18 protein-coding genes and 1 pseudogene are annotated in these 19,389 nt (G+C 63.1%); 14 read left to right on the top strand and 5 right to left on the bottom strand.

Features of this window, described 5'->3' with window-relative positions; translation table 11 throughout:
- The first annotated feature begins 79 nt into the window (after positions 1 to 79).
- The gene (locus tag Phou_RS44245; RefSeq protein WP_173069881.1) at positions 80 to 958 is read left to right on the top strand and encodes a helix-turn-helix domain-containing protein; all 879 of its coding nucleotides are present in this window, start codon (positions 80 to 82) and stop codon (positions 956 to 958) included.
- Positions 959 to 1,174: 216 nt separating this feature from the next.
- Positions 1,175 to 1,528, top strand: a complete 354-nt coding sequence (locus Phou_RS54035) for a DUF397 domain-containing protein (RefSeq protein WP_246274577.1) — start codon at positions 1,175 to 1,177, stop codon at positions 1,526 to 1,528.
- A 2,081-nt stretch (positions 1,529 to 3,609) separates the two neighbouring features.
- On the opposite strand, the gene Phou_RS44235 is transcribed toward Phou_RS54035, so the two are convergent.
- Together Phou_RS44235 and Phou_RS54815 are read right to left on the bottom strand one after the other, a co-directional pair.
- Positions 3,610 to 3,831: a hypothetical protein gene (locus Phou_RS44235; protein WP_173069879.1), complete on the bottom strand. Its 222-nt coding sequence runs from the start codon at positions 3,829 to 3,831 to the stop codon at positions 3,610 to 3,612.
- A 2-nt stretch (positions 3,832 to 3,833) separates the two neighbouring features.
- A complete protein-coding gene (locus Phou_RS54815) occupies positions 3,834 to 3,968 on the bottom strand; it encodes a hypothetical protein (protein WP_281365209.1) in 135 nt (44 codons plus the stop codon).
- A gap of 3 nt (positions 3,969 to 3,971) precedes the next feature.
- On the opposite strand from Phou_RS54815, the gene Phou_RS44230 reads away from it, so the two are divergent.
- The 8 genes from Phou_RS44230 to Phou_RS44195 all read left to right on the top strand — a co-directional run bounded on the left by Phou_RS44230 (position 3,972) and on the right by Phou_RS44195 (position 10,025).
- Complete coding sequence (locus Phou_RS44230; RefSeq protein ID WP_173069877.1) at positions 3,972 to 4,262, top strand: DDE-type integrase/transposase/recombinase; 291 nt, start codon at positions 3,972 to 3,974, stop codon at positions 4,260 to 4,262.
- A gap of 283 nt (positions 4,263 to 4,545) precedes the next feature.
- On the top strand, positions 4,546 to 4,716 hold the full coding sequence (locus Phou_RS44225; RefSeq protein WP_173069875.1) for a hypothetical protein: 171 nt from the start codon (positions 4,546 to 4,548) through the stop codon (positions 4,714 to 4,716).
- A gap of 16 nt (positions 4,717 to 4,732) precedes the next feature.
- Complete coding sequence (locus Phou_RS44220; RefSeq protein ID WP_173069872.1) at positions 4,733 to 5,503, top strand: aKG-HExxH-type peptide beta-hydroxylase; 771 nt, start codon at positions 4,733 to 4,735, stop codon at positions 5,501 to 5,503.
- Between the two features lie 68 nt (positions 5,504 to 5,571).
- Positions 5,572 to 5,892 carry a hypothetical protein gene (locus tag Phou_RS44215; RefSeq protein WP_173069870.1) on the top strand — a complete coding sequence of 107 codons (321 nt, stop codon included), beginning with the start codon at positions 5,572 to 5,574 and terminating at the stop codon, positions 5,890 to 5,892.
- Complete coding sequence (locus Phou_RS44210) at positions 5,889 to 7,829, top strand: caspase family protein (RefSeq protein ID WP_173069868.1); 1,941 nt, start codon at positions 5,889 to 5,891, stop codon at positions 7,827 to 7,829. The genes Phou_RS44215 and Phou_RS44210 overlap by 4 nt, the downstream gene beginning before the upstream one ends.
- A gap of 24 nt (positions 7,830 to 7,853) precedes the next feature.
- Positions 7,854 to 8,237 carry a RidA family protein gene (locus tag Phou_RS44205; RefSeq protein WP_218579589.1) on the top strand — a complete coding sequence of 128 codons (384 nt, stop codon included), beginning with the start codon at positions 7,854 to 7,856 and terminating at the stop codon, positions 8,235 to 8,237.
- A 10-nt stretch (positions 8,238 to 8,247) separates the two neighbouring features.
- Entirely contained in the window at positions 8,248 to 8,838 is a 591-nt protein-coding gene (locus tag Phou_RS44200) for a hypothetical protein (protein WP_173069866.1), read from the top strand.
- The gene (locus Phou_RS44195) at positions 8,835 to 10,025 is read left to right on the top strand and encodes a DUF711 family protein (RefSeq protein WP_281365181.1); all 1,191 of its coding nucleotides are present in this window, start codon (positions 8,835 to 8,837) and stop codon (positions 10,023 to 10,025) included. Before Phou_RS44200 ends, Phou_RS44195 begins: the two co-directional genes overlap by 4 nt.
- 97 nt (positions 10,026 to 10,122) lie before the next feature.
- On the opposite strand, the gene Phou_RS44190 is transcribed toward Phou_RS44195, so the two are convergent.
- Positions 10,123 to 11,472 carry an IS701 family transposase gene (locus Phou_RS44190; RefSeq protein WP_281365205.1) on the bottom strand — a complete coding sequence of 450 codons (1,350 nt, stop codon included), beginning with the start codon at positions 11,470 to 11,472 and terminating at the stop codon, positions 10,123 to 10,125.
- 1,690 nt (positions 11,473 to 13,162) lie between these two features.
- On the bottom strand, positions 13,163 to 13,621 hold the full coding sequence (locus tag Phou_RS44185) for a transposase family protein (protein ID WP_173069860.1): 459 nt from the start codon (positions 13,619 to 13,621) through the stop codon (positions 13,163 to 13,165).
- A gap of 926 nt (positions 13,622 to 14,547) precedes the next feature.
- On the opposite strand from Phou_RS44185, the gene Phou_RS44180 reads away from it, so the two are divergent.
- A complete protein-coding gene (locus Phou_RS44180) occupies positions 14,548 to 16,110 on the top strand; it encodes a hypothetical protein (protein WP_173069858.1) in 1,563 nt (520 codons plus the stop codon).
- 252 nt (positions 16,111 to 16,362) lie between these two features.
- Here Phou_RS44180 and Phou_RS44175 read toward each other — a convergent pair whose 3' ends face one another.
- Complete coding sequence (locus Phou_RS44175; protein ID WP_173069856.1) at positions 16,363 to 16,512, bottom strand: hypothetical protein; 150 nt, start codon at positions 16,510 to 16,512, stop codon at positions 16,363 to 16,365.
- Positions 16,513 to 16,669: 157 nt separating this feature from the next.
- On the opposite strand from Phou_RS44175, the gene Phou_RS44170 reads away from it, so the two are divergent.
- From Phou_RS44170 to Phou_RS44160, 3 genes and pseudogenes are all read left to right on the top strand, one after another.
- Positions 16,670 to 17,245 carry a hypothetical protein gene (locus Phou_RS44170; RefSeq protein WP_173069854.1) on the top strand — a complete coding sequence of 192 codons (576 nt, stop codon included), beginning with the start codon at positions 16,670 to 16,672 and terminating at the stop codon, positions 17,243 to 17,245.
- A gap of 735 nt (positions 17,246 to 17,980) precedes the next feature.
- A pseudogene (locus Phou_RS44165) lies at positions 17,981 to 18,189 on the top strand (helix-turn-helix transcriptional regulator).
- Positions 18,190 to 18,192: 3 nt separating this feature from the next.
- Positions 18,193 to 19,365: a tyrosine-type recombinase/integrase gene (locus Phou_RS44160; RefSeq protein ID WP_173069852.1), complete on the top strand. Its 1,173-nt coding sequence runs from the start codon at positions 18,193 to 18,195 to the stop codon at positions 19,363 to 19,365.
- The last annotated feature ends 24 nt before the right edge of the window (positions 19,366 to 19,389 follow it).

The following is a 19,389-nucleotide window of genomic DNA, read 5'->3' as shown; positions in this document are numbered from 1 at the left end:
TGCCGCTTAGCCACTAGCATAGCGCTAGACCGAACCCTTCGGCGGGAGGGTGCGCACGAGACGCGAGGGAGCGTCACAGATGGATCGAGACCTGGATCCGACGGTCCAGCGTCGGCGCCTGCAGGTGGCACTACGGGAGGCGCGCATCGCCACGGGGCTCACCCAGCGTGAGGTTGCGGAGGCACTTGACTGGTCCCTGTCCAAGGTCATCCGGATCGAAACGGGACAGGTGAGTATATCGATGACCGACCTGCGGGCTCTGCTCGATCAATATGAGATAAACGATCCAAAGCAGACGGCAGACCTCCGACGCATGGCGCAGGCAGGCAAGAAGCAGACGTGGAGCAACTACAAAGATGTACTGGCGCGAGAATTCGTAATCTATCTCGGTTATGAAAGCGCTGCGTCAATTCTCCGCCAATTCGAAAGCACGTACGTGCCAGGTCTCCTCCAGACGGAGGAGTACATGCGGGCACTAATCAAGACGCTTGCGGACCCCGGGACGTCGGATCGCGTAATCGAACGCCAGATCGAGGCGCGGCTTAGGCGACGCTCCCTTCTTCAGCGGGCCGACTCGCCACAGATGTTCTTCATATTGGACGAGGCCGTTGTGAGGCGATGGGTTGGCACGCAACCGGGTGACCCGAAAGTCATGCGGCAGCAATTGAGATGGCTCAAGGAAATGGGATCCCTCCCAGCCGTCAGCATCCAGATCATTCCCTTCACCCAAGGCGCCCACTTCGGCACCAAGGGCCCGTTTGTGCTCCTTGAGTTTCCCGATGCCCGAGATGACGACTTGTTGTTCCTGGAAAACTCGCGCAGAAACGTCGTGACGCGGGACGACGCCGACGAGATCGAAGTTTACAAGAGCGCGTTCTTCGATCTGGAAAAAATCGCGACCCAGGCGTCTGAGCTCGACGCGTTCCTGGATGGCGTCCTGGACACGATGCCTGGCTGACGACAGTGTCCCGGGCCTGCCTGCGCGCAGGCCCGGACCGCCGAGCCGGCGCGGTCACCGGTTGCCGAGGCCCGCGACGGCCTCCATCGCGTGCACGCCAGGTCCTGGCGCGTCGGTGTGCCGTTACTGCTCCGATATCGCGTTCAGATGCAAGCCCTGGCGGCCAGCAGTAGGTCCACTGTCTAGCCCATCAGCGCGCAGCCATTTACACTCTTCTTGGCCTGGGCGGACTACGGTAAGTCGCCATGGCGACCATGGCCTAACGACGATCTTTATCGACCTGGCGTCGATGCCGTCGAAGTGCCGGTGATCATTCGAGCGGAGTGTCTGGAGGTCCAGCAGGTGGCTGATCTCGATGGAGAGGCGACTATGTGGATCAAGAGCACGAGGAGTGGCGCGGGAAGCAGCAACTGCGTGGAGATCCGAGCCAGCGGCGAGTGCATCTGGATCAGAGATTCGAAGGACCCTGACGGCACGATGCTGTCGGTGGGCCGGAGCGCTTGGGTGGCATTTCTGGTCGCGCTGAAGCAAGGTCATATCTCTCAGGGAGACTTCGCCACCTTGGCCTAGTGCCGACGTTCCACGCTCCAGCTCCCCGGTCCCTTTGTCTACTTTGCCGCTATTTCCATTTCACTCCCACTGGACGAGACTCCAATCGTCAGCGCGATTTATCCGGGGAGCCATCTTGCAAGGCACCGTACGCTGCCTTTGAGGCGGTCGCATTGAGACGACCTTTCTCGTCGCTCGGCCCACTACATTCGGCGGGTTTGCACAGTCATCGACGGTCCCGTCTTACGCCGAGTAGAGCTTGCCGGCGGTGCTCCACAGTGGGCATGAAGAAGGCCCTGACCGAAGGCGTGCCGCCTGATCAGGGCCTTGCGTCTGGTGCGCCGCCAGGGACTCGAACCCCGAACCCGCGGATTAAGAGTACGAACGATAGGACAGCCCCCAGTATCGGGCAGTGTCGGCAGGTGCCAGTTCGTGCTGGTCAGCGCCGGCTGACCCGCCGTCTCGGCATCCGGCAGTGCCGCACGGTGTCAGTCGCTACCGAAACCATCGATCACACATCGATCACACATCGATCACACATCGACCGACCATAATGGCAGGCAGCCCTCGGACCACGGCCCGGTCGGTGCTGCCCCGGCCGACCGATGGGGCCGCAGATGTGGTCAAGGCTCGCCTCGGCCGGCACCCCCTTCCACCGCACAGCAAGGAGTTCCGATAGCGCATGGCCGTCACGGACCTGTGGTGCCTGCGCATGCCAGGCCCGGATGGCGAAGCTGTCCGGTCCGCACGACACGGGCGGGTCGGCGATTGCATGTCGACTACCTCGATGTCGGCGGTCGTCCGCGTTGCCGGTCCTTCCACGATGAGGCTGCGGCCGACGCCTTCGACCCGGCTTGCCATACCGGCGTGGCGCCGGAGGTTAACGTCGATCCGGCCAGCAGCCGGCTCACCTTCCGGAGAGTACGCTGCGCGGTGGCGGGCTGCCCGCGAGTTCGCCTGGGAGGTGGAGACCCGCTGTCGCATCCCGGCACCTCGGCTACCACCACCCCGAATCCGGCGTTCCCCGGCCAATCCGGACGGTCACCACAACGGCAGCTTTGCCCGGAGCCAGAGCGCGGCGTGGTACCGCTCGGGCACCGCCTCGAACAGGCGTAGCACCTGCTCCTCGGTCGGGATCCACCGCGGCGTTTCGGGTCAGGCCGCGGTACACGCTGCCGAGTCTGATGCCCCGGCACGGGCGGCCGGATCACCCGGTCGCGCTTGGCGCTTCGCACGAAGGCCAAGGACGTCGCCGATCCGGGAGTTCGAGGCAGCGTGAAGCGTCCTCCAATGGTGTGGAACAGGTCGTAGTAGTAGAGCCTCACCGACGACGCGGCCACGCCGCTGCCGGTGGACAGACGGTCGGCGAACTACACGTGCACGTCCGTCCAAACGGTGAGCTACACGTGGTCCAGCAGTTGCGGTGTCCACGTACCCGCGCTGGCTGCCGAGAACCGAGCGTCTGACCGACGTCGTGGGTGGAGAACCCACGCAGTGAGCCGAACTGGCAACCACAGTCCGCGTCATCGGGACGAGCTGGCCCCTATCCGCCAGACATCAGCACTGATGAGTCAGGGAAAGTAGTTCCGAGAAACCCGTCTCCCAGACGTCAGGCCACCAGCCCATGGCCGCTGGCTATGAGGGTCGTCGGCGCGCACTCGCCGTGATTCTCGCAGCGGCTCACCAGCCCGCGCCACAGCACCACTCCCGACAATAGTCGAGGTGAGGCGGCAGGCGACACGCCGGCTCACTCATGATCACTCTCAAGGCTGTCTTCAACACCTGGCCGCGCCGCAGGCTCGATATGATGACCCGTCCTCATGCCGGCTCAACCCGACGACAGTGGGCGACAGAAGATCAATTTCACTCGTAGTCTACCTTCCGCCACGATCTCTTGACCCTCAGTGATTCACGCGGTTCAATAGGGGTCCGGGGACCAACGCCAAATTTATATAGCACAGCCGACCGACAACTAGGTGGTGACGTTGCCCGACACTCCATCCTTCCGGCGCGAGGGCAACCTTGTGCTCTTCAGCCAGTTTGGACCAAAACTCGACTTTAAGAACGAAACAACCAACGTGGAGCATTTCGCCTGGCTGGATTCAATGAAAGATCGAATGGGCGACCTGGTACCGGGGGCGCAGATCATAGAGAAGCGCAACGACCGGAATGATCCGCGCCGAAATACCGGCGTCTACTACGACACCGATGACTATCGACTGCTGCCCAACCACATGGTTCTTCGGACGACTTCCGATGCGAAGACCCATGCTTTCTGTGCTTTCAAACACGGCGCCGACGAAAATTACGTTAGGCGCGATCATCGTCACATCTTTGCGGGCGAAGAGAAGCGCACGATCCAGTTGGCGCCGACGTCGCCGGCCGCCGCGGCGGCCCGCCCGGACTTGCTGCAACGCGACTTCACCGCGCCGGCCCCCCAGCGGTGGGTCGCGAACTTCACCTCGTGCCGATCGCCCCCGGCACGGTGTACGCCGCGTTCATCGTTGATGTGTTCTCCCGGTCCATCGTCGGGTGGCGGCTGGCCGGGCACATGCGTACCGAACTGCCGCTGGACGCGTTGGAGTTGGCGCTATGGCAACGCGTTGTGCCCGACGGTCTGGTACACCACTTCGGCCGCGGGACCCAAGGCAATACCTGTCGATTCGCCACACCGAACGCCTCGCCAGGGCCGGAGCGTGCGTGTCCGTTGGCAGCAAAGGAGATTCATTCGACACCACACTCGCCGAAACTGTGAACGGCCTGTACAAGACCGAGCTGGTCGAGCGGCATGGACCATGGCGCACCCCTCGACGATCTCGAACTAGCCACTCTGGAATACATCGACTGGTACCCGCTGAGTACGAGGCCATCTACTACGATCAACACAACACTTCGGTCGCCCCGGCCGGAGCGCAATAATCCGAGTCTCCTAGATCATCAGGGCGGTTCACTGCCCGTGCCACATGCGCTCGGTGTTCTTGCGCAACCTGTGCTGCGTTAGACTGCAATGGTCGTGAATGTTATCTGCGGAGGCACGTATGTCAGAACAGTTGATCTACCCCGCGCCGGAAGAGCTCGTCGTCGCCGAGTTGCCGGAGTTTCCGGTCCTTCTTCGCAGCGGCACCATTCCGGACCGGCCGGTAGCGGCGGCCGATAACAACTCGGACGAGGATGGAACACATGTTGGACTGGCGCCCGAATCCCAGTAGGGCGCGGGCAGAGAGCATGGCGCTGTCGCGAGCATTGGCCATGGGCCTCGGTTTCGACTCCACATCGGAGGGCGTATTCCACCCAGCCGTCTTTGCCGCAAATTCGGTTCCCTATTCGAGACGGCCGCCCATCGATCTGCTGATGAAACTTGTTTCGGAAAGTCGCCGGAGGGCGACATCGTACGGGACCGCGGGGTCGTTTCAGTTCGACCTGGAACCGCTCCCTGAACTCTTGCGTCAAGGCACCGTTGAACGGGCGCATGTGGCGGCGGAGGAGTCCACTGGAGAACGTCAAGAATTCGCAGTCTGCGAGGTAATCGATGATTCGATACGCGAGGGAATCGCGGCGGCATTTCGTCTCGTCCGTTCTTACTGGCCGGAGATCGAGCGGGAGATCCGGGTAACGACAACGTGCCTCAATATCTTCGTTGGCAGCAGGGTATTGGGATTCGCCGACTTCAAAACACATGGCTTGATTTTTCTGCGTAGAGATGAGCTCGACGACCCAGCAGTGTGCGCTGAAGGTATCATCCATGAGGCGTCCCATGTTCGGTTTAACGGGCTCCTAGCCTCGACGCCTTGTCTGGAAGCAGACGACGGCCAGCTGTACACCACACCGCTTCGCGAAGATCCGCGACCCGCGTTCGGATTACTGCATCAACTGTTCGTAGTCGCCCGGCTGGGCGCATGGAATCGGCGTATCGACAGCGCCGAAGCGCGGTGCAAGGCCGAGTGGGCCGCGGTCAAGCTGGACGATGCTCGCGCGACGGTCCTCGGTCTCCCTTGACTGCGGCTGGTAGACAGATTGTCACAAGTCTGTACTGTCGGAAGTGATTGATTGGGGGTACATCCCTGGTGAAGACGATCTTATTGGCCGTGCCAGTCAGTAGCGGGCCGGCCAATCTTGCGGCGCTGGACAGGCTGTCTGGAGACCTGCGATCCAATGGTCTCAGTGTGGTGGTGCATCGTCGTGGCACGCGGTCCGACCTCAACGGTGGCGATCAGACGAAAGCGCCGACCGAGATGATCATTGAGTTCGTGATCGGCTACGCGGCCGGCAGGGGATTGGACTGGACGGTTGCCTATCTGCGCGAGCGGGTCGCCAAGCATCGGATCAGGGATGCCCAAATTGAGACTCGTGAAGACGAGGGCGAGGACGAGGACGGATCTAAGTGATAGAAGACGCCGGTCCGCCCAGTGGTGGAGGATCGAGCCGGACCGTCATCGCCATCGGTGTCGAGCAGACGGAGGTGGAAGGGCTTTCAGCTCTGGACGGACCGCAGCGGGATGTCGAATTGCTGCGCGAGGCGTTTTCAGGGGCTGAATCGGCCGAGCGGACGACGTTCCTTGTGTTGAATCCAAGCCTTAATGATACGGAGGCCCGGCGGCAGATCAACAGAATCCTCGTTGAGGCGTCACCTTCCACCAGCCTCGTCTTCTATTTTTCCGGCCACGCCGATCTAACTACAGCCGGGCAGTTTCGGCTCATTCTCGGCGGGACCACCGACGTTGATGTCGACGGGCTGGATTTGGCGACGGTGGCAGGGTTTGTGCGAAACCGTGGGATCAACCAGTGCGTCTTCATTCTGGACTGCTGCTACGCCGGTGCGGCGGCTGTCGACGTGTTGAAGGGTGCCGGGCCGGCGGCACTGGCCAGCTATGGATACGCGATGCTCGGCGCTTCAGGGCCGAGCTCTCTCGCCAAGATCAATCTTGCGACATTGACCTCTTACATGACGGAGACGATCGCCGAAGGGATCCTTCAAGGGCGAGCGGATCTGAACGGTGACGGCGAGATCACCGTCGACGAACTTTGGCGCTACTGCACACGGCGACTTGCCGGACAGGACGATCTTCGGATTTGGAGATCTCTGGACGGCAATTCGGATGTAGTTGTCGCTCACAGCGCCGTGCCGCCGCCCGGCAAAGGCCGGGGGTCCTCCACACCCAACACCGACTACGTCATCTATACCCGGTGGGAACCGGGCAAGGTCTTGGACGCTGTGCGACAGGCGCTCGGTTCGGTTGCTATCCTGGAGACCTGGTTCCCCGGAGTGGAGAGTGACATCGCGCAGTGCGGACCAGCGCGTCCGAATGTGAACTATGAGTTTCTGCTGCTCGCTCCGGATTCGAGGTTCCGGGCGCTGCGGATGGCGCACCGGGAGGACTACGCGTTCACCATCGCGGAACCTCGTACCCCGCACGGCGATGGACGGGTCGCAGGGGTTGAGCGGAAGCGTGAGCGGTCCGTCGACTGGTTGTGGCGCTACGGATACGGCCCTAACACTAAGCTTTACGATGCGTTTGTGCCCGGACCGGTCTACAACGTCGATCGCGAGATGTATTACGGCGTCTTCCTGCCCCATGCCGATGCAGATCTGGGGCCTATGCATCGAACGCCGGCCGACAGCGTCATGGGCGGACTGCTCCGACAGGTCATCGACACGCTCGGTCGATGGGGTCTGCCATCCAGCCCGGCGTCGACCCGGATGCCTCAGCCCAACGACGCTGCCTCAAGCAGGATCGAGCGACTAGAACTCGCAGTCGCGTGGCTGCAGCGTCCGGCAAATGGACCAGGCGCACACCGTTTCCAGGTTGAGCAAAGCTTCCAAGTCATCGAGGACTGGAGCGTCGAGGAGTTATCCGATCAGATCCGTACCGCACGACAGCGCGTCTTCATGTACCAGGAGTGGTCCGGTAACGCGGAGTTCACCCTTGCGCCGGATGTCATACCGCGGCGCGTCGATGCGAGACTCGTAGCGCTGGATCCGGAGGGCGCGTTCCTGAGCCTGCGCGCTACGCTGTTGTGCGGAGGCAGGCAGGAGGCATTGGCTCACGGTCTGGCTGACGGCCAGGAATTCGCTCGTGTTTGCGTTCGGGCGCTCCGAAGGGCACGCGGCCCAGAACTGCGGTTGAACTCGACGACCTTCATGCCAGTAAATCTATGCGTAGTGGATGATCGAGTATTTTATACTCTTTGCCTGATGTCGGCCGATCCTTGGAGAGCGCCTGTACACGTCGTGCGTGCCGCATCTGCGGTGGGCGAGTCGATGCTCTCGGCCTTCTCAGTGTTGTGGCGCCATGGGCGTCCGCTGGCTGGTCAATTAACGTGATAGCAATCCTGGAAGGAAGCCAAGTTGATCTCGTTGGAGACCTTCGGCCGTACGATCGCGCCTCCCGTCAATCCCTATTCCCACGCTGCGCGCCGCGGCAGGATTCTTGCCGTCGCCGGCCAGGTCGGGATTGATCCTCGGACTGAGGAGATGGTGCCGGGGGGTGCAGACGCTCAGGCGGAACGGGCGCTGCTGAACATGCAGGCCGTGCTGACGGAGGCTGATGCGTCGTTCGAAGACGTGATCATGATGCGAATCTATCTAGCCGATCTTGCCGACTTCGCGGCCGTCAACAAGGTCTATACGCAGTTCTTCCGGGAGCCGTTTCCTGCACGGACCACGGTTGGCGTCCAGTTGCCCGGCGATCTGCTCGTGGAGCTCGACGCTCTCGCAGTCCTCGGGGTGTAGTGTCACTGCCATGGCTGTGGCCGCCAACTGCTTGCAGAATCTGCGTGTCGCCGACAACGTTCTTGATGAACTCCTCGGATTGAGGGCGTTTGATCTGCGACGACCCGTCGACGTCGACCGCATGTATCTTCTGCTCCTGAAGGCGAAGCGCCTGTTGGCCGCTCAGCCCGTGCATGGCCAGCAAGTTCGAGAGAATCTTGTCGAAGTTTACCGTCTTGCGGCCTGTGCCTCGATCTTGACTGAGGGGCGCGGCGGTCCGACGGTTTCATGCGTGCCGCGCGAATGTGACCTTCACATCGACCGCCTGGTGTCACAGGACGGCGACCTGTCTCGGTGGGCAGGAGAATATCATTACCTCTGCACTCCTGGCACGGATTCCTTGACAGAAGTTTGCAACCTCGACGTTCTCAAAGCCTACGTCTTCACCGCGCTGGTAGCGGATAAGGTACTGCGTAGCCGAAGTCAGGAAATTGGATCCGTTGGCAACGAACTCCACTCTTTCGTCGGTGAGGTGGAACTGGCAAGCCGTCTCTGTCGTGCTGTGCCGGGCGCATGTGCCTGTACATTGCGCCAAAATATCAGCAGAGAATGGCCTGAATGAATTCAGATATAGTCCGCACAATAACGCTGGGCTTGGCCGACCGGCACCCTCTCGATGCCTCGGTTGTCGAACAAGCCAAGTGGACACTGGATCAGGCTCGGAACAGTCTTGAGATGGCGGGATTCACTGTCCAGACAATACGGCTCAGCACTCGGCCGGTCCTGCATGACCTGCGTGACTGGCACAATGAGGCGCGATCGCGGTATTTGCGTGATTTTCACGATGTCGTCCGCGACGCCGGACTTGAATTCTGCTCACTGGGTATTGCCGGCGCGACCTCATCATGTGAGGACATCGCATGGCTGGGCGATGCTCTCGTTCAACACCCCGCGTTTTCCGGATCCGTCCAGCTGGCCACCCGCAATCATGGCGTCGACTTCGATCGATGCGTGGCGGTTGCTGAGGTTGTGAGGAGGCTCTCCCAGGAGTCAGAAGAGGGCTTCGGCAATTTCCGCTTCGCCGGCGTCGCGATGATGAGTCACGGTTGCCCGTTCTTCCCAGCGGCGAGCCACGGCGTGGGACCGACCGGCCTCACCGTGGGGTTGCAAAGTGCAAGCGCGGTCGTAGCGGCTCTGTCGTCCGGGTGCTCGATCGCTGAGGTCCCGGAGCTGGTGCGACGCACGCTCATCGCCCATGCGGGTCCGGTAGTGACGGCATTGGCGAAGTTCGGCGCCGACCATGGCGTCGGATTCGACGGAATTGATCTCTCGCCGGCGCCACTTGGTCACGACAGTCTGGCGGCCGCGTTTGAGGCTTTCGGCCTCGAGTTTTTCGGCTCGGCCGGCACGTTGAGTTTGGCTGCCGCGCTGACGGAAGGAATCCAGACGACCGGATTGCCGACGCGCGGTTACAACGGTCTGATGCTGGCAGTGCTCGAGGATTCGATACTCGGACAGCGCTGGGCGCAGAGGCTCGTCGACATAGACAAGCTGCTGTACTACTCGGCGGTCTGCGGCACGGGGTTGGACGCTCTTCCGCTGGCCGGCGATGTCTCTGTGGGAAGCCTCGCTCGTGTGCTGTCTGACATCGGTACGCTCGCGGTACGGCTCGCAAAGCCGTTGTCAGGTCGGCTGATGCCTGTGCCTGGCAAGCGAGACGGCGAAATGACGACATTCCGCTCGCCCTACGTCACGAACACGGTGATCCACGGGTTGGCGGCGCCTCCAACGCTCATCGGGGACGCGTAGCGGAAAGATTGGACGAAGCAAATCGGTTATCCCCAGGTTCGGTTGATCTCGAGTGTGGTGACGGTGCGTAGTACGGCAGCCGCACTTTGAGACCTGGTTACATTCGTGCTGGTTGAAGGCTGCGGCGTAGCCGGTTGCGGTGGTGGAACCAGCGGGCGCGGGCTTGGTGGCGGCGTCGCCACCACGACCATCGCAGGTGGTGTGCGGGTCGCTGCCCGGTTCGGGTGAGCATGTTGGCCAGGCGTTTGACCTCGGCGACGGTCAGCGGGATGAGGCCGGGGTCTTCGGGTGGCTCATCGTCGGGGTGGGTCGGGGCGGCGGCCGCGGTGTTGCTGAGCACGCGCATCGCGGCGGCTGTTACCGCGCAGGCGGCCAGGGCGAGCATGGCCAGGACGAGGTGGCGCAGCAGCGCGGTGTAGAGCCGGACCTGGCTGTGGTCGAGGCCGAACTGGTCCTTGCCGACCTGGAAGTCTTCCTCAACCGGCCATCTACGCCCGGCGACGGAGACCAGGACGGGCAGGGTGGCGGGCCGCCCGTCGGGTGCGTAGGCGTAGAAGAAGGCCACATCGGTCGGGTCGGTCGGGTTGCGGCGCACGAGCAGGTGGTGGCGGTCGCTGCAGGTGGCGATCCACGCCCACCCGTAGGTTCGGTCTCCTTTGGACCCGGCACCGCATGAGGCGCGGTTCCATGCTTTGGGTGGCACCAGTTTCAGTGCTTGGTCGGCGCGGACCCGCCGGCCGGAGGTCAGCGTGACGGTGAATGAGCATGGCACCCCGAACACGTAGCCCATGCTGTGCTGCTCGCAGAAGTCGCGCAGGTCTTTGTCCCGTCCGTAGACCTCGTCGCCGGTGGCCCACGGCGGGAGCAGCCTGGCAGTGTGCAGGTCGGTCAGGAGGTCCACGGCCAGCGCCGGTTTCGTCTTGAACACCACACGCTCCGGCACCCCGGCACGCGCCCGCCGCCTCTGGTCCTCAGCCCACTCGCGGGGCAGATACGGCCGAGCCCCGGCCAGGGCATGCCCGCGGACGGTCGCGAGGGTGGCGTACACAATGTTGACCGCGTTGGAGACCCGGCCCGCGCAGCCGACATACTGGCGTTTGACGCCGCAGGTGGACTCGCCCTTCTTCTCCTGACCGGACTCGTCCAGCACCACCACCGCAAGGGGATCGGCCTCGGCGCCCAGATATTCGGCGACGAACCCGGCCACCACACCCATCACTGCCTTCTCGTCCCACACCGCGTGATTGAGCAGCCGCTGCGTCTTGTCCGGGGTGGCATCACCGGCCCACTCCGCGATCTGCCACCCGTTCTTGCGCGGCACCTCGGCAGTCAGCGCACGCACATACTTGCCCGCCTGCAACCTCGGCTCTCGCCGGGCGAACACCCACCCGACACGCCCCAACAACTCGTCCTGGTATTCCCGGGTCAACTCACCGGCCGCTACCATGCACGCGGCGGCCGTCTCGTATTCAGTTTGATCCACAATCACGCAGAACTATGGGACGGCCGCCCCTCACGCAAGCCGACACGCCGAGCGCACGGGGCTGTGCCTACGGCACGCAAATGTCGAGCTGGTAAGTGGAGCAGGCGGTCACCCTTGCGGATTCCATAGGGCTGGCATCGGGGCAAGTCGCGATCCGACAACGTTGGGCTGGTCGATCATCCAAAGCCAGGTGCCATCCGGCTGCCGGCAGGCCACCTCAGCAGTGGCCCCGCCGCCGGCGAGACATGTCGAGGTGAACGCCACGTCGCCGTCAAATTTTGTAGGTGGGCTCAAGATCGGCTTCGTAATACTGGCCAGGAGTTGTGACTCTGGTTGCGGACAAACAACCAGACTTGGTTCCAACGTGCCTGCCTTAAAGCGCTGGTCACGGCGTCGGGATATGGCTGGTTGATCCGCAACCTAGCAGGCGTCTCACCAGCCCAAACGTCACGGCTCTACGTTGGTGCCGCACACCCCGCAACGGTCATCGCGTGGGCTCCCACATGGCACGCACCTTGGGCTCGCCGACGAACGGGCGTATGATTTCTACGTCGAGATTTAGGTGGAATGGCCACTGTGGACGTGGTAGACAAGGAGCCACGAATGTCAGGCGATCGGATCACGGTCGACGACGTGTTGGCGCGGCAAGGTAGCGCCGAGGAACTACGCGTCACCATCGAGGCCGTTCCCGAGGACGAAGGCCGCGTCAAGGTCACGCCGTTTGTACCGGACGTAGGATGCCTCTGTGCTTACTCATTGACCATCGACAAGCAGGTTATCGAGTCGGTCACAACGACGGACGAGTTTCACCATTGTTGCGGCAAACGACTGATGATCGTACAGGTCTCCTTTGCTGAGAACGCATTGGCCGATGTCTTCCAGCAGCTGGGCGACTCAGCCCGTCGTTCAGCACGACCCGCGGCCACTCGGTCACTGCAGACCACTACCACGCGTCGGTTCGACCCGCCACCTACGCGATTCCCCTTCGCGCAGCCCCCAGACCCAGATCCGAAGTTGTGGCCTCCACGAGGCACCCCCACCGGGTCGTCGTTCCACATGGCCCTGTGTCGGAGGTCGTGGGCCGAGTGCATTAGGGGCTGCCATGGCAATCCTTATGACACTCATGACCCCTATCAGTACGACTATTGTTACTGTAACTGCGACTATTTTTACCAAGTGTGTTTGGACCCGGCGCATGCTGGACCTAATGACTGCGTCTACATGGGCCCGACCTGATCGCAGGAACGAGTTTGGAGATACAGTGCAGCGGCACGCTCGTCTCTGGCTCAAGTGTCACAGGCCCATTGTCTGTGTACAAACAGTGAGCGGACTGTTGTCCCGTCTGGCCGCTATTGCTAGCGGCAGCGTCGCCCAGCCACCACAGCGGCATGTCCTGACGCAACCCGCGCGGACCGTCCGACCGGTGCGGCGGGCGGCCTAGTACAGCGCCAGCGCGAGCACCCGCCGCACCCGGTTCTGCCTCCGGCGCGGATCAGCGACCATCGCTATGGCCAGCAGCAACGATGCTCTGCACCCGCGGCAAGACCTGGACTGCTTGTGTGCAGTGCGAGAAACTCGCAGCATGGCGAAGCTGACCATGACATCAGCCGATGGGGCGAACTCACTGCGCTGCTGGAGGATTGGGACAATCAGATTACGAAGTGCGGCTGCCGTAGTAGGACGTCGGGGAAGTCGGTAAGGCGTCCGCGCCAGCCGGCGTCGAGGACTTCCATTGACCAGGTGCGCGATTGCTCGTTCGACTGCGGCGCGGGTGCTGTGATCTTTGGTTGCAGGCGCGTCGTACGTCGCCGAGTTCGCCGCCGCGTGGTTTGCGGGTGCCGGTGATCGCGGCGGTGCCTAGGTAGCCCAGGTCGGCGAGCATGCCGGGGCCGCCGGGTCGCAGGTGGTTGGCCCAGCGGTCGGCGGTGCCGGACTCGGCCAGGGCTTTGCTGTCGTGGCGGGCGCCGGGGACCGGTAGTCCGCTGTCGAGCAGCCGGCCAGCCAAATTGGGTACGGCCTGGACGTTCATCCCGCTGCTGTGGCGTTTGCCGGAGTACAGGTCCGGTATACCGGTGCAGTTGCCGGTCGGGGCCAGGAACCCGTCGACCAGCACCGCCGACCGCTTGGCCTGCCGCATATCTGGCCGGCGTAGTCGGCGGTGGCCTGTCCGACGACGGCGCACCCGCAGGGCCGTGGTAGCCTGCCAGGCGCTCAATGGTCGATAACTGTTCTTATGTTTGCTAACCGCACCAGGCCAGCGCCGCACGGCGCTGGGTATTCCTGCGCTGCAGGTGTGCCACTCGACCATGAGCTATTGGCTGCAAGGCAGGGCGTGACGTGGACCACGGCTCTGTAGTAGGTGCCGCCCGCTTCGAGCTTCACGACCTTCTGCAGGAGGGCAAAGCTACGTCGTTCGAGGGTCGCCTAGACGCGAACACTGCGCCCCGGCCGCGGTCAGGCTGGGCAGTCGCGATTGCAAGCCACGACCGACTGCGGGTCGTGCCACCGTCGCCCCGATTCGGCAGCGTTCATATGGTGGACGGCGGATCCGGGGAGTGTCCAGGTCCTGGCCGTCACGATCCAGTGCGACCGACGTCGGTACGCCGATGGCAAGTTCCGCCACGAACGGCCCGTCGCCGACGAGTAGAGGCTCCGTGACGACGCCGACGTGCGCCAGGAGCTGGCTCGGCGTGCGCTATCCCGATCCCGGCTCGCCAGCTGCGGCGGCTCGGCTTGCCACATCCGGCTGATGGGCCGCTGATTCACAGCCGTCACCGCATTGTGCCGCCACATCAACTGATCTCGATCCACAGGTCCGGCAACCGGATAGGTGTCCACTTGGTCCATCGACGGCGTTTACGGTGTAGCCGGCGTCCGAGTCCTGCAGGCCCCCATGCTTAGACGACGGCGCGTCGTCGGAAATCGGTCACTGCCTGAAAGCACCCGGTGGACGGAGGTATCCTCTACATCCGCGATGATCACACATACGCGGCGCTACGCCCGCGCGGTCTGGTCGCGCCGCAGAACTCGGAGCGGACGATGAGCCTGCTGTATCGCGCGATATGGAAGGACACCACCGAACCCGATCGGCGTGCCGTAGTCGAGCTGGCGCGCGAGATCTTCAGTCGATGGGCGCTGGACAACCCAAGTGTGACGTCGCTTGGCGTGGGCGAGACCGTGGTCCAGGACAAGGTGATCACGGTACGGGTCCTTGAGACTGCCACCGAATACGGCGTCGAAGCGTGCTCACGAGAGCCTCGTGGGACGGCGGTCTGGTCAGTCACGATGCGTGCCCTCGCTACGGACGTTGCGGTCCATGTCTGGATTGATGTCGACATGGAGACGGACAACCCGACTCAACGCGTTGTCGTCGGAAGTCCCCGCCTTGTCGACAGTGTGCTCACGCTACCCGGTTCACCGGCCCTCGGCGTCAGCAACATCGTCACAGATGTCGTCCGAGTCGCCAACGGCGAAGCCAAGGCGCTAGTTGATGTTCTTCGATCAAGCGAGCGCACGCTGCCGTTCATTGTGGTCGCTGCACCACCACATGACACGGACGTACAGTGGTTGGATCGGGCTCAGCGAATTGCACATCGCGTTCGGGGTATCGCAACCGTAGTTGTTCTAGACGAGGCTGCAACTGCGACCTTTAAGGCAGAACTCGGGCCTCTCGCTGTATGGAACGGGGCCGTGCGGACATACGTGCCTGCACCCCTGGATACAGCAGCGGACGGTTGGCGCCATCGGTACGTGCAGGCAACGGCGCTTCTCGGAGCCGGCGGAGAGGCCGCAGTCGACCGGATCGTCTATGCGGTCGCTCAGCTATCGACCCGACGGCGCGTACCCGCCGAACTGCAGGTCTTCACAGGAGATGACAGGACCGCAGTAAACCAAAGCGAACTAGAACAAATACGTGAAGAATTACAATTCGAGACCGACCTCGCCTATGAGGAACTCGCGGAGGCTCAGCGGGAGCTCGCCCGAGCAAACGGACACCTCGATCGCCTACGACAGGCGCTTGAGGGACAGGGCCTGGCTGAAATGTTCTGGAGGGTGTCGGCAGCCCCAGAGCAGCCAGACGAGACAGCCGCGCGTCCGGAAACGGTCCAAGACGTGTCCGAGGCAGTCGAGGCGGCACGAACACACCTCGCCACATGGGTAACGGTTGCTCCAAGCGCCGTCCAAAAGCTAGAGGGTATCGACACCGCCCCGAACGCATTCGCGCTCGGCAACTCCGCTTGGCGGGGCTTTCAAGCCCTCGCCTCCTACGTCCAGGCGAAGCAAACTGGTGCCAGCGGCAACTTCTGGTCGTGGTGCGAACGTGGCGACCCACTGAGCTGGCCAGCTAGCAGCAAGCGCCTAGCTATGACTGAATCAGAGACACTACGCAACAGTCGCCACGCAGAGTCGCGCATTTTCGAGATCGATCCGGCGGTGGGACTAGGCCCGCGCACCTATATGGAGGCTCACATAAAGGTAAGCGAGGGAGGAGGTGCACTTGCTCCGCGCATCTACTTCTACGATGACACCGACGGACCTACTGGCCGTGTCCATGTTGGATTTGTCGGTCCACACCATCTCGTACCCAACTCAAAGGCTTAATTCTCACGTACATCGGTGCGTTGGTGTCTGAAATGCAATCGCAGCACACGATGGCGGTCGGGCATTGCCCCAGACAGTTGGGAGGGTTCTGCGGGCTTCGCGCGGTTACCGCCAGCCGTCGACACTGATCCTCAACCAGCAACCTCACCGGCCGCCGCCAGGTGCCCGCCCCGCGCGCCTCACCCATCGAGCCTTTTTGTCCGGTTACATTCGTTGGCCGCCGGATCTTGGTTCTTGATGGGGGCAATGAGCTCAATGCTGGTGGTCGTGGTCGGAGACGACGGGGTGGTCCGTCGCGTCGAGCCTTCCGAGCTCTCCCGCTTCGCGCAGGTACTTGCGCAGCTGCCGCCGGCGGTCTCGGTTGGCGAGCTCGTCGAGCGGTATCTGGCGCTCAAACCTCACAGAGCCGCCGGCTCACCCAAGCCGTGCCTGTCGGCCGCGCGCGAGATCGGTGTACCGCATCGCCTTTGTGGCAATTCAGTGGCACCACCGACTCGCTACGCCCGGTAATCGACATGAACTAGTAATGTAGGCAGACGGCCGAACGCTAGGAGCTCGCGTGAATGTAGAAATCTTCGGGCTAATCGCGTCTATTGCAGTTGCACTCACAGGTTTTGTCGCATTACTCATCGCGCGTCGCCAGGCGAGACATGCGCGAGATCAGGCCGAGGCCGCGAGGCGTCTGACTGCCATAGAAGAGGAACGCCTGATGCGGGAACGTGAAGCACCACGATGGGGATCAACTCTGCAAGGCGATGACAGAAAAGCCCCTAATGATGCACGAAACCAGCAACACGACCATTCCTCTGTATCGCATCCGCAACTTAGCGCGACATATCAATCTGCTCCGAAACGCGGCTTCATGGTTTTCAACAAAGATCACCGCACGTTCGAGCAACTCATGCTAGAGATCGACTGGAATAGGACGATCCCAAGAACGATAGCCGGCTTTCTAGACTGGTATTGGGCGAGCTACCAGATCAAGGTTGACCGCATTGAGCCGATGTCCTATGCTTTTGTGCCAATCGTAAAGGATCCTGGCACCCCCTTGGGCATCGTGTATTTGAACTGTGCGTTCAATGATTCGAGTGGACAACGCTGGACCGTACACCTGGAGGTGGAGGTAACAGAATAGGATTCAGGGGCTGAGTCTCGGCACCGCCGCCGCTCGGACGTGGTTGGCCATGTCAATCGGCGGAATCCCGGGCACGCGCCGGTGCGACGCTGGGCACGGCGGCCTGCCACGAGCGGCGGCTCCGGCGGGCCGGCGATTTGAGGACGGTGGCCGCGAGTGGCGACGACGTGTTCAATGCGTTGGGACTGGGCCCACCGTCGAAGACATCGGGGGTGCTGCCGGTGAGCCGCTGTCATGTGTCGCTCTTTGTTACTGTCGATGTCGCGCGCCGCCGTGCGCCGATTGCCCGACCGCGGTTCTGCCGGGCTGCTCTGGGTCGGCGTGGAGCGGTCGCGTCGAGCTCCCGCAACCTGACCCGTTGCCGTTTGTCGTCAGTGCGATCCACTGCACCGGGCGATCCGGGTGCACGGGCACCGCTGCAGGGATGTCGCGACGCCGAGGCCGGCGGCCAGGCTTCTTGATCGAATTGACAACCGCGACGGCGACGGGTGGGCCACAATAGCTTCGGGGGTTGGGGCATGAGCCCCGTGAAGCGTTGGATCGCGCTGGCCGTCTCCGGTTGGTGGCGACGGCGGGGCTGGTCTTCGGCATCTTCTCTCCACCGGAATGGCAGGGCTGGCCAGGCATGTCTGGTGTGCAAGACGAACCAGGCTCGCCAGGGTGGTCAGCTGCGTCCGGCGTAAGGGGCTGACCGGGCGTGTCGGGGCTGTGGCCCTGCGGCAGGGCAGGCCGGCGATGAACGAGCCGGCCGCCGCCGAATGGCGACCCGACCCTCTTTTGACCGTCGACGATGTCGCCGCCTGGCCGGGCAAGCCCAAGAACACCCTTTACGCCTGGCACAGCCGAGGTAAGGGACCGCGGCCATCCGGGTCGGTAACACGCTGCGCTACCGACGCAGCGAGGTCGAACGCTGGCTCGACGCACACACCGATCCGCCGTGGTGAGCCGTGGCCCGACCTCCACTACCGATCGGTACCTGGGGCAGCATCCGCACCGAGATGCGCGGCCCTAACCGATACCGCGCCCGAGCCCGATTCCGGGACTACGACGGCAAGACCCGTGACGTCGAGGCCACCGCCAGTACTGGCCCGGCCGCCATCCGGGCGCTGAAGGAGAAGCTGCGCGACCGCGCCACCCCGAACGACGACGAGATCACCAGGGACACCCGCGTCCGCACGCTCGCCGACCTGTGGATCGAAGAGATCACCACGGAGGAACGCGTCAAACCGCAGACCATCAACAATTACAAGACCAGCCTGCGAAGCGCGATCCTGCCCGCCCTGGGCAGCTTGCGCATCCAGGAGGCCACTGTGGGCCGCCTCGACAAGTTCCTGCGCACGGTCGCCGAAATCGTCCAGCGGCCCGCCAGGGCCGCGAACGTGGTCCTCGGTCAGATGTTCGCGTTGGCGGTACGCCGTGGGGCGCTGATGACCAACCCCGTACGCGAGACCGGGCGACTGCGGAACCCACGCAGTAAGGCTGCGGCGCTGACCGAGGAGCACCTGCAGGCTGTCCGCGCGGCGATCCGCCAGTGGCAGCAGCCTGTGGCCGGCAAGCCGGGACCTCGGCAGAACGGCGACCTGGCCGACGTCGTCGACCTCATACTCGCCACTGGCGCCCGCATCGGCGAGATCCTCGCCCTGCGCTGGGACGACCTCGACCTGGCTGCCGAACGTCCAACTGTGACCATCTGCGGCACCCTCGTCTACGTCAAGGGCAAGGGGTACTTTCGGCAGGAGTGGACCAAGAGCGACGCCGGCTACCGGACACTCGTCTTGCCCCGGTTCGCTGTGCGGATGCTGCGGGCCCGCAAGGATATCGCTGCCGACAAGGCTCGGGACGCGGTCTTCGCCTCGCGGCGCGGCACCTGGCTGTCGCCGCACAACGTCCGCCGGCAATGGCGCGGGGCCCGCGCCGACACCGGCCTCGAATGGGTTACCCCGCACACCCTCCGCAAGACCGTCGCCACCGTGATCGCCCAGGAGGCCGACACCAAGAGCGCCGCAGCCCAGCTCGGCCACGCCAGTGAGGGAATCACCAGCACCTACTACATCGCCAAGCCCGTCCTCGTCTCGGACGTCTCCGAAATCCTCGAACAGTTCGCCGCCAGGGACAGGTAGGGTCTGATCTTCGCGGCGACAGCC

Origin of the sequence: Phytohabitans houttuyneae (genome assembly GCF_011764425.1) — a bacterium.
GTDB lineage: Bacteria > Actinomycetota > Actinomycetes > Mycobacteriales > Micromonosporaceae > Phytohabitans > Phytohabitans houttuyneae.
Note: the sequence above shows the minus strand (reverse complement) of the source record. Positions and strands in the feature narration are given on the sequence as shown.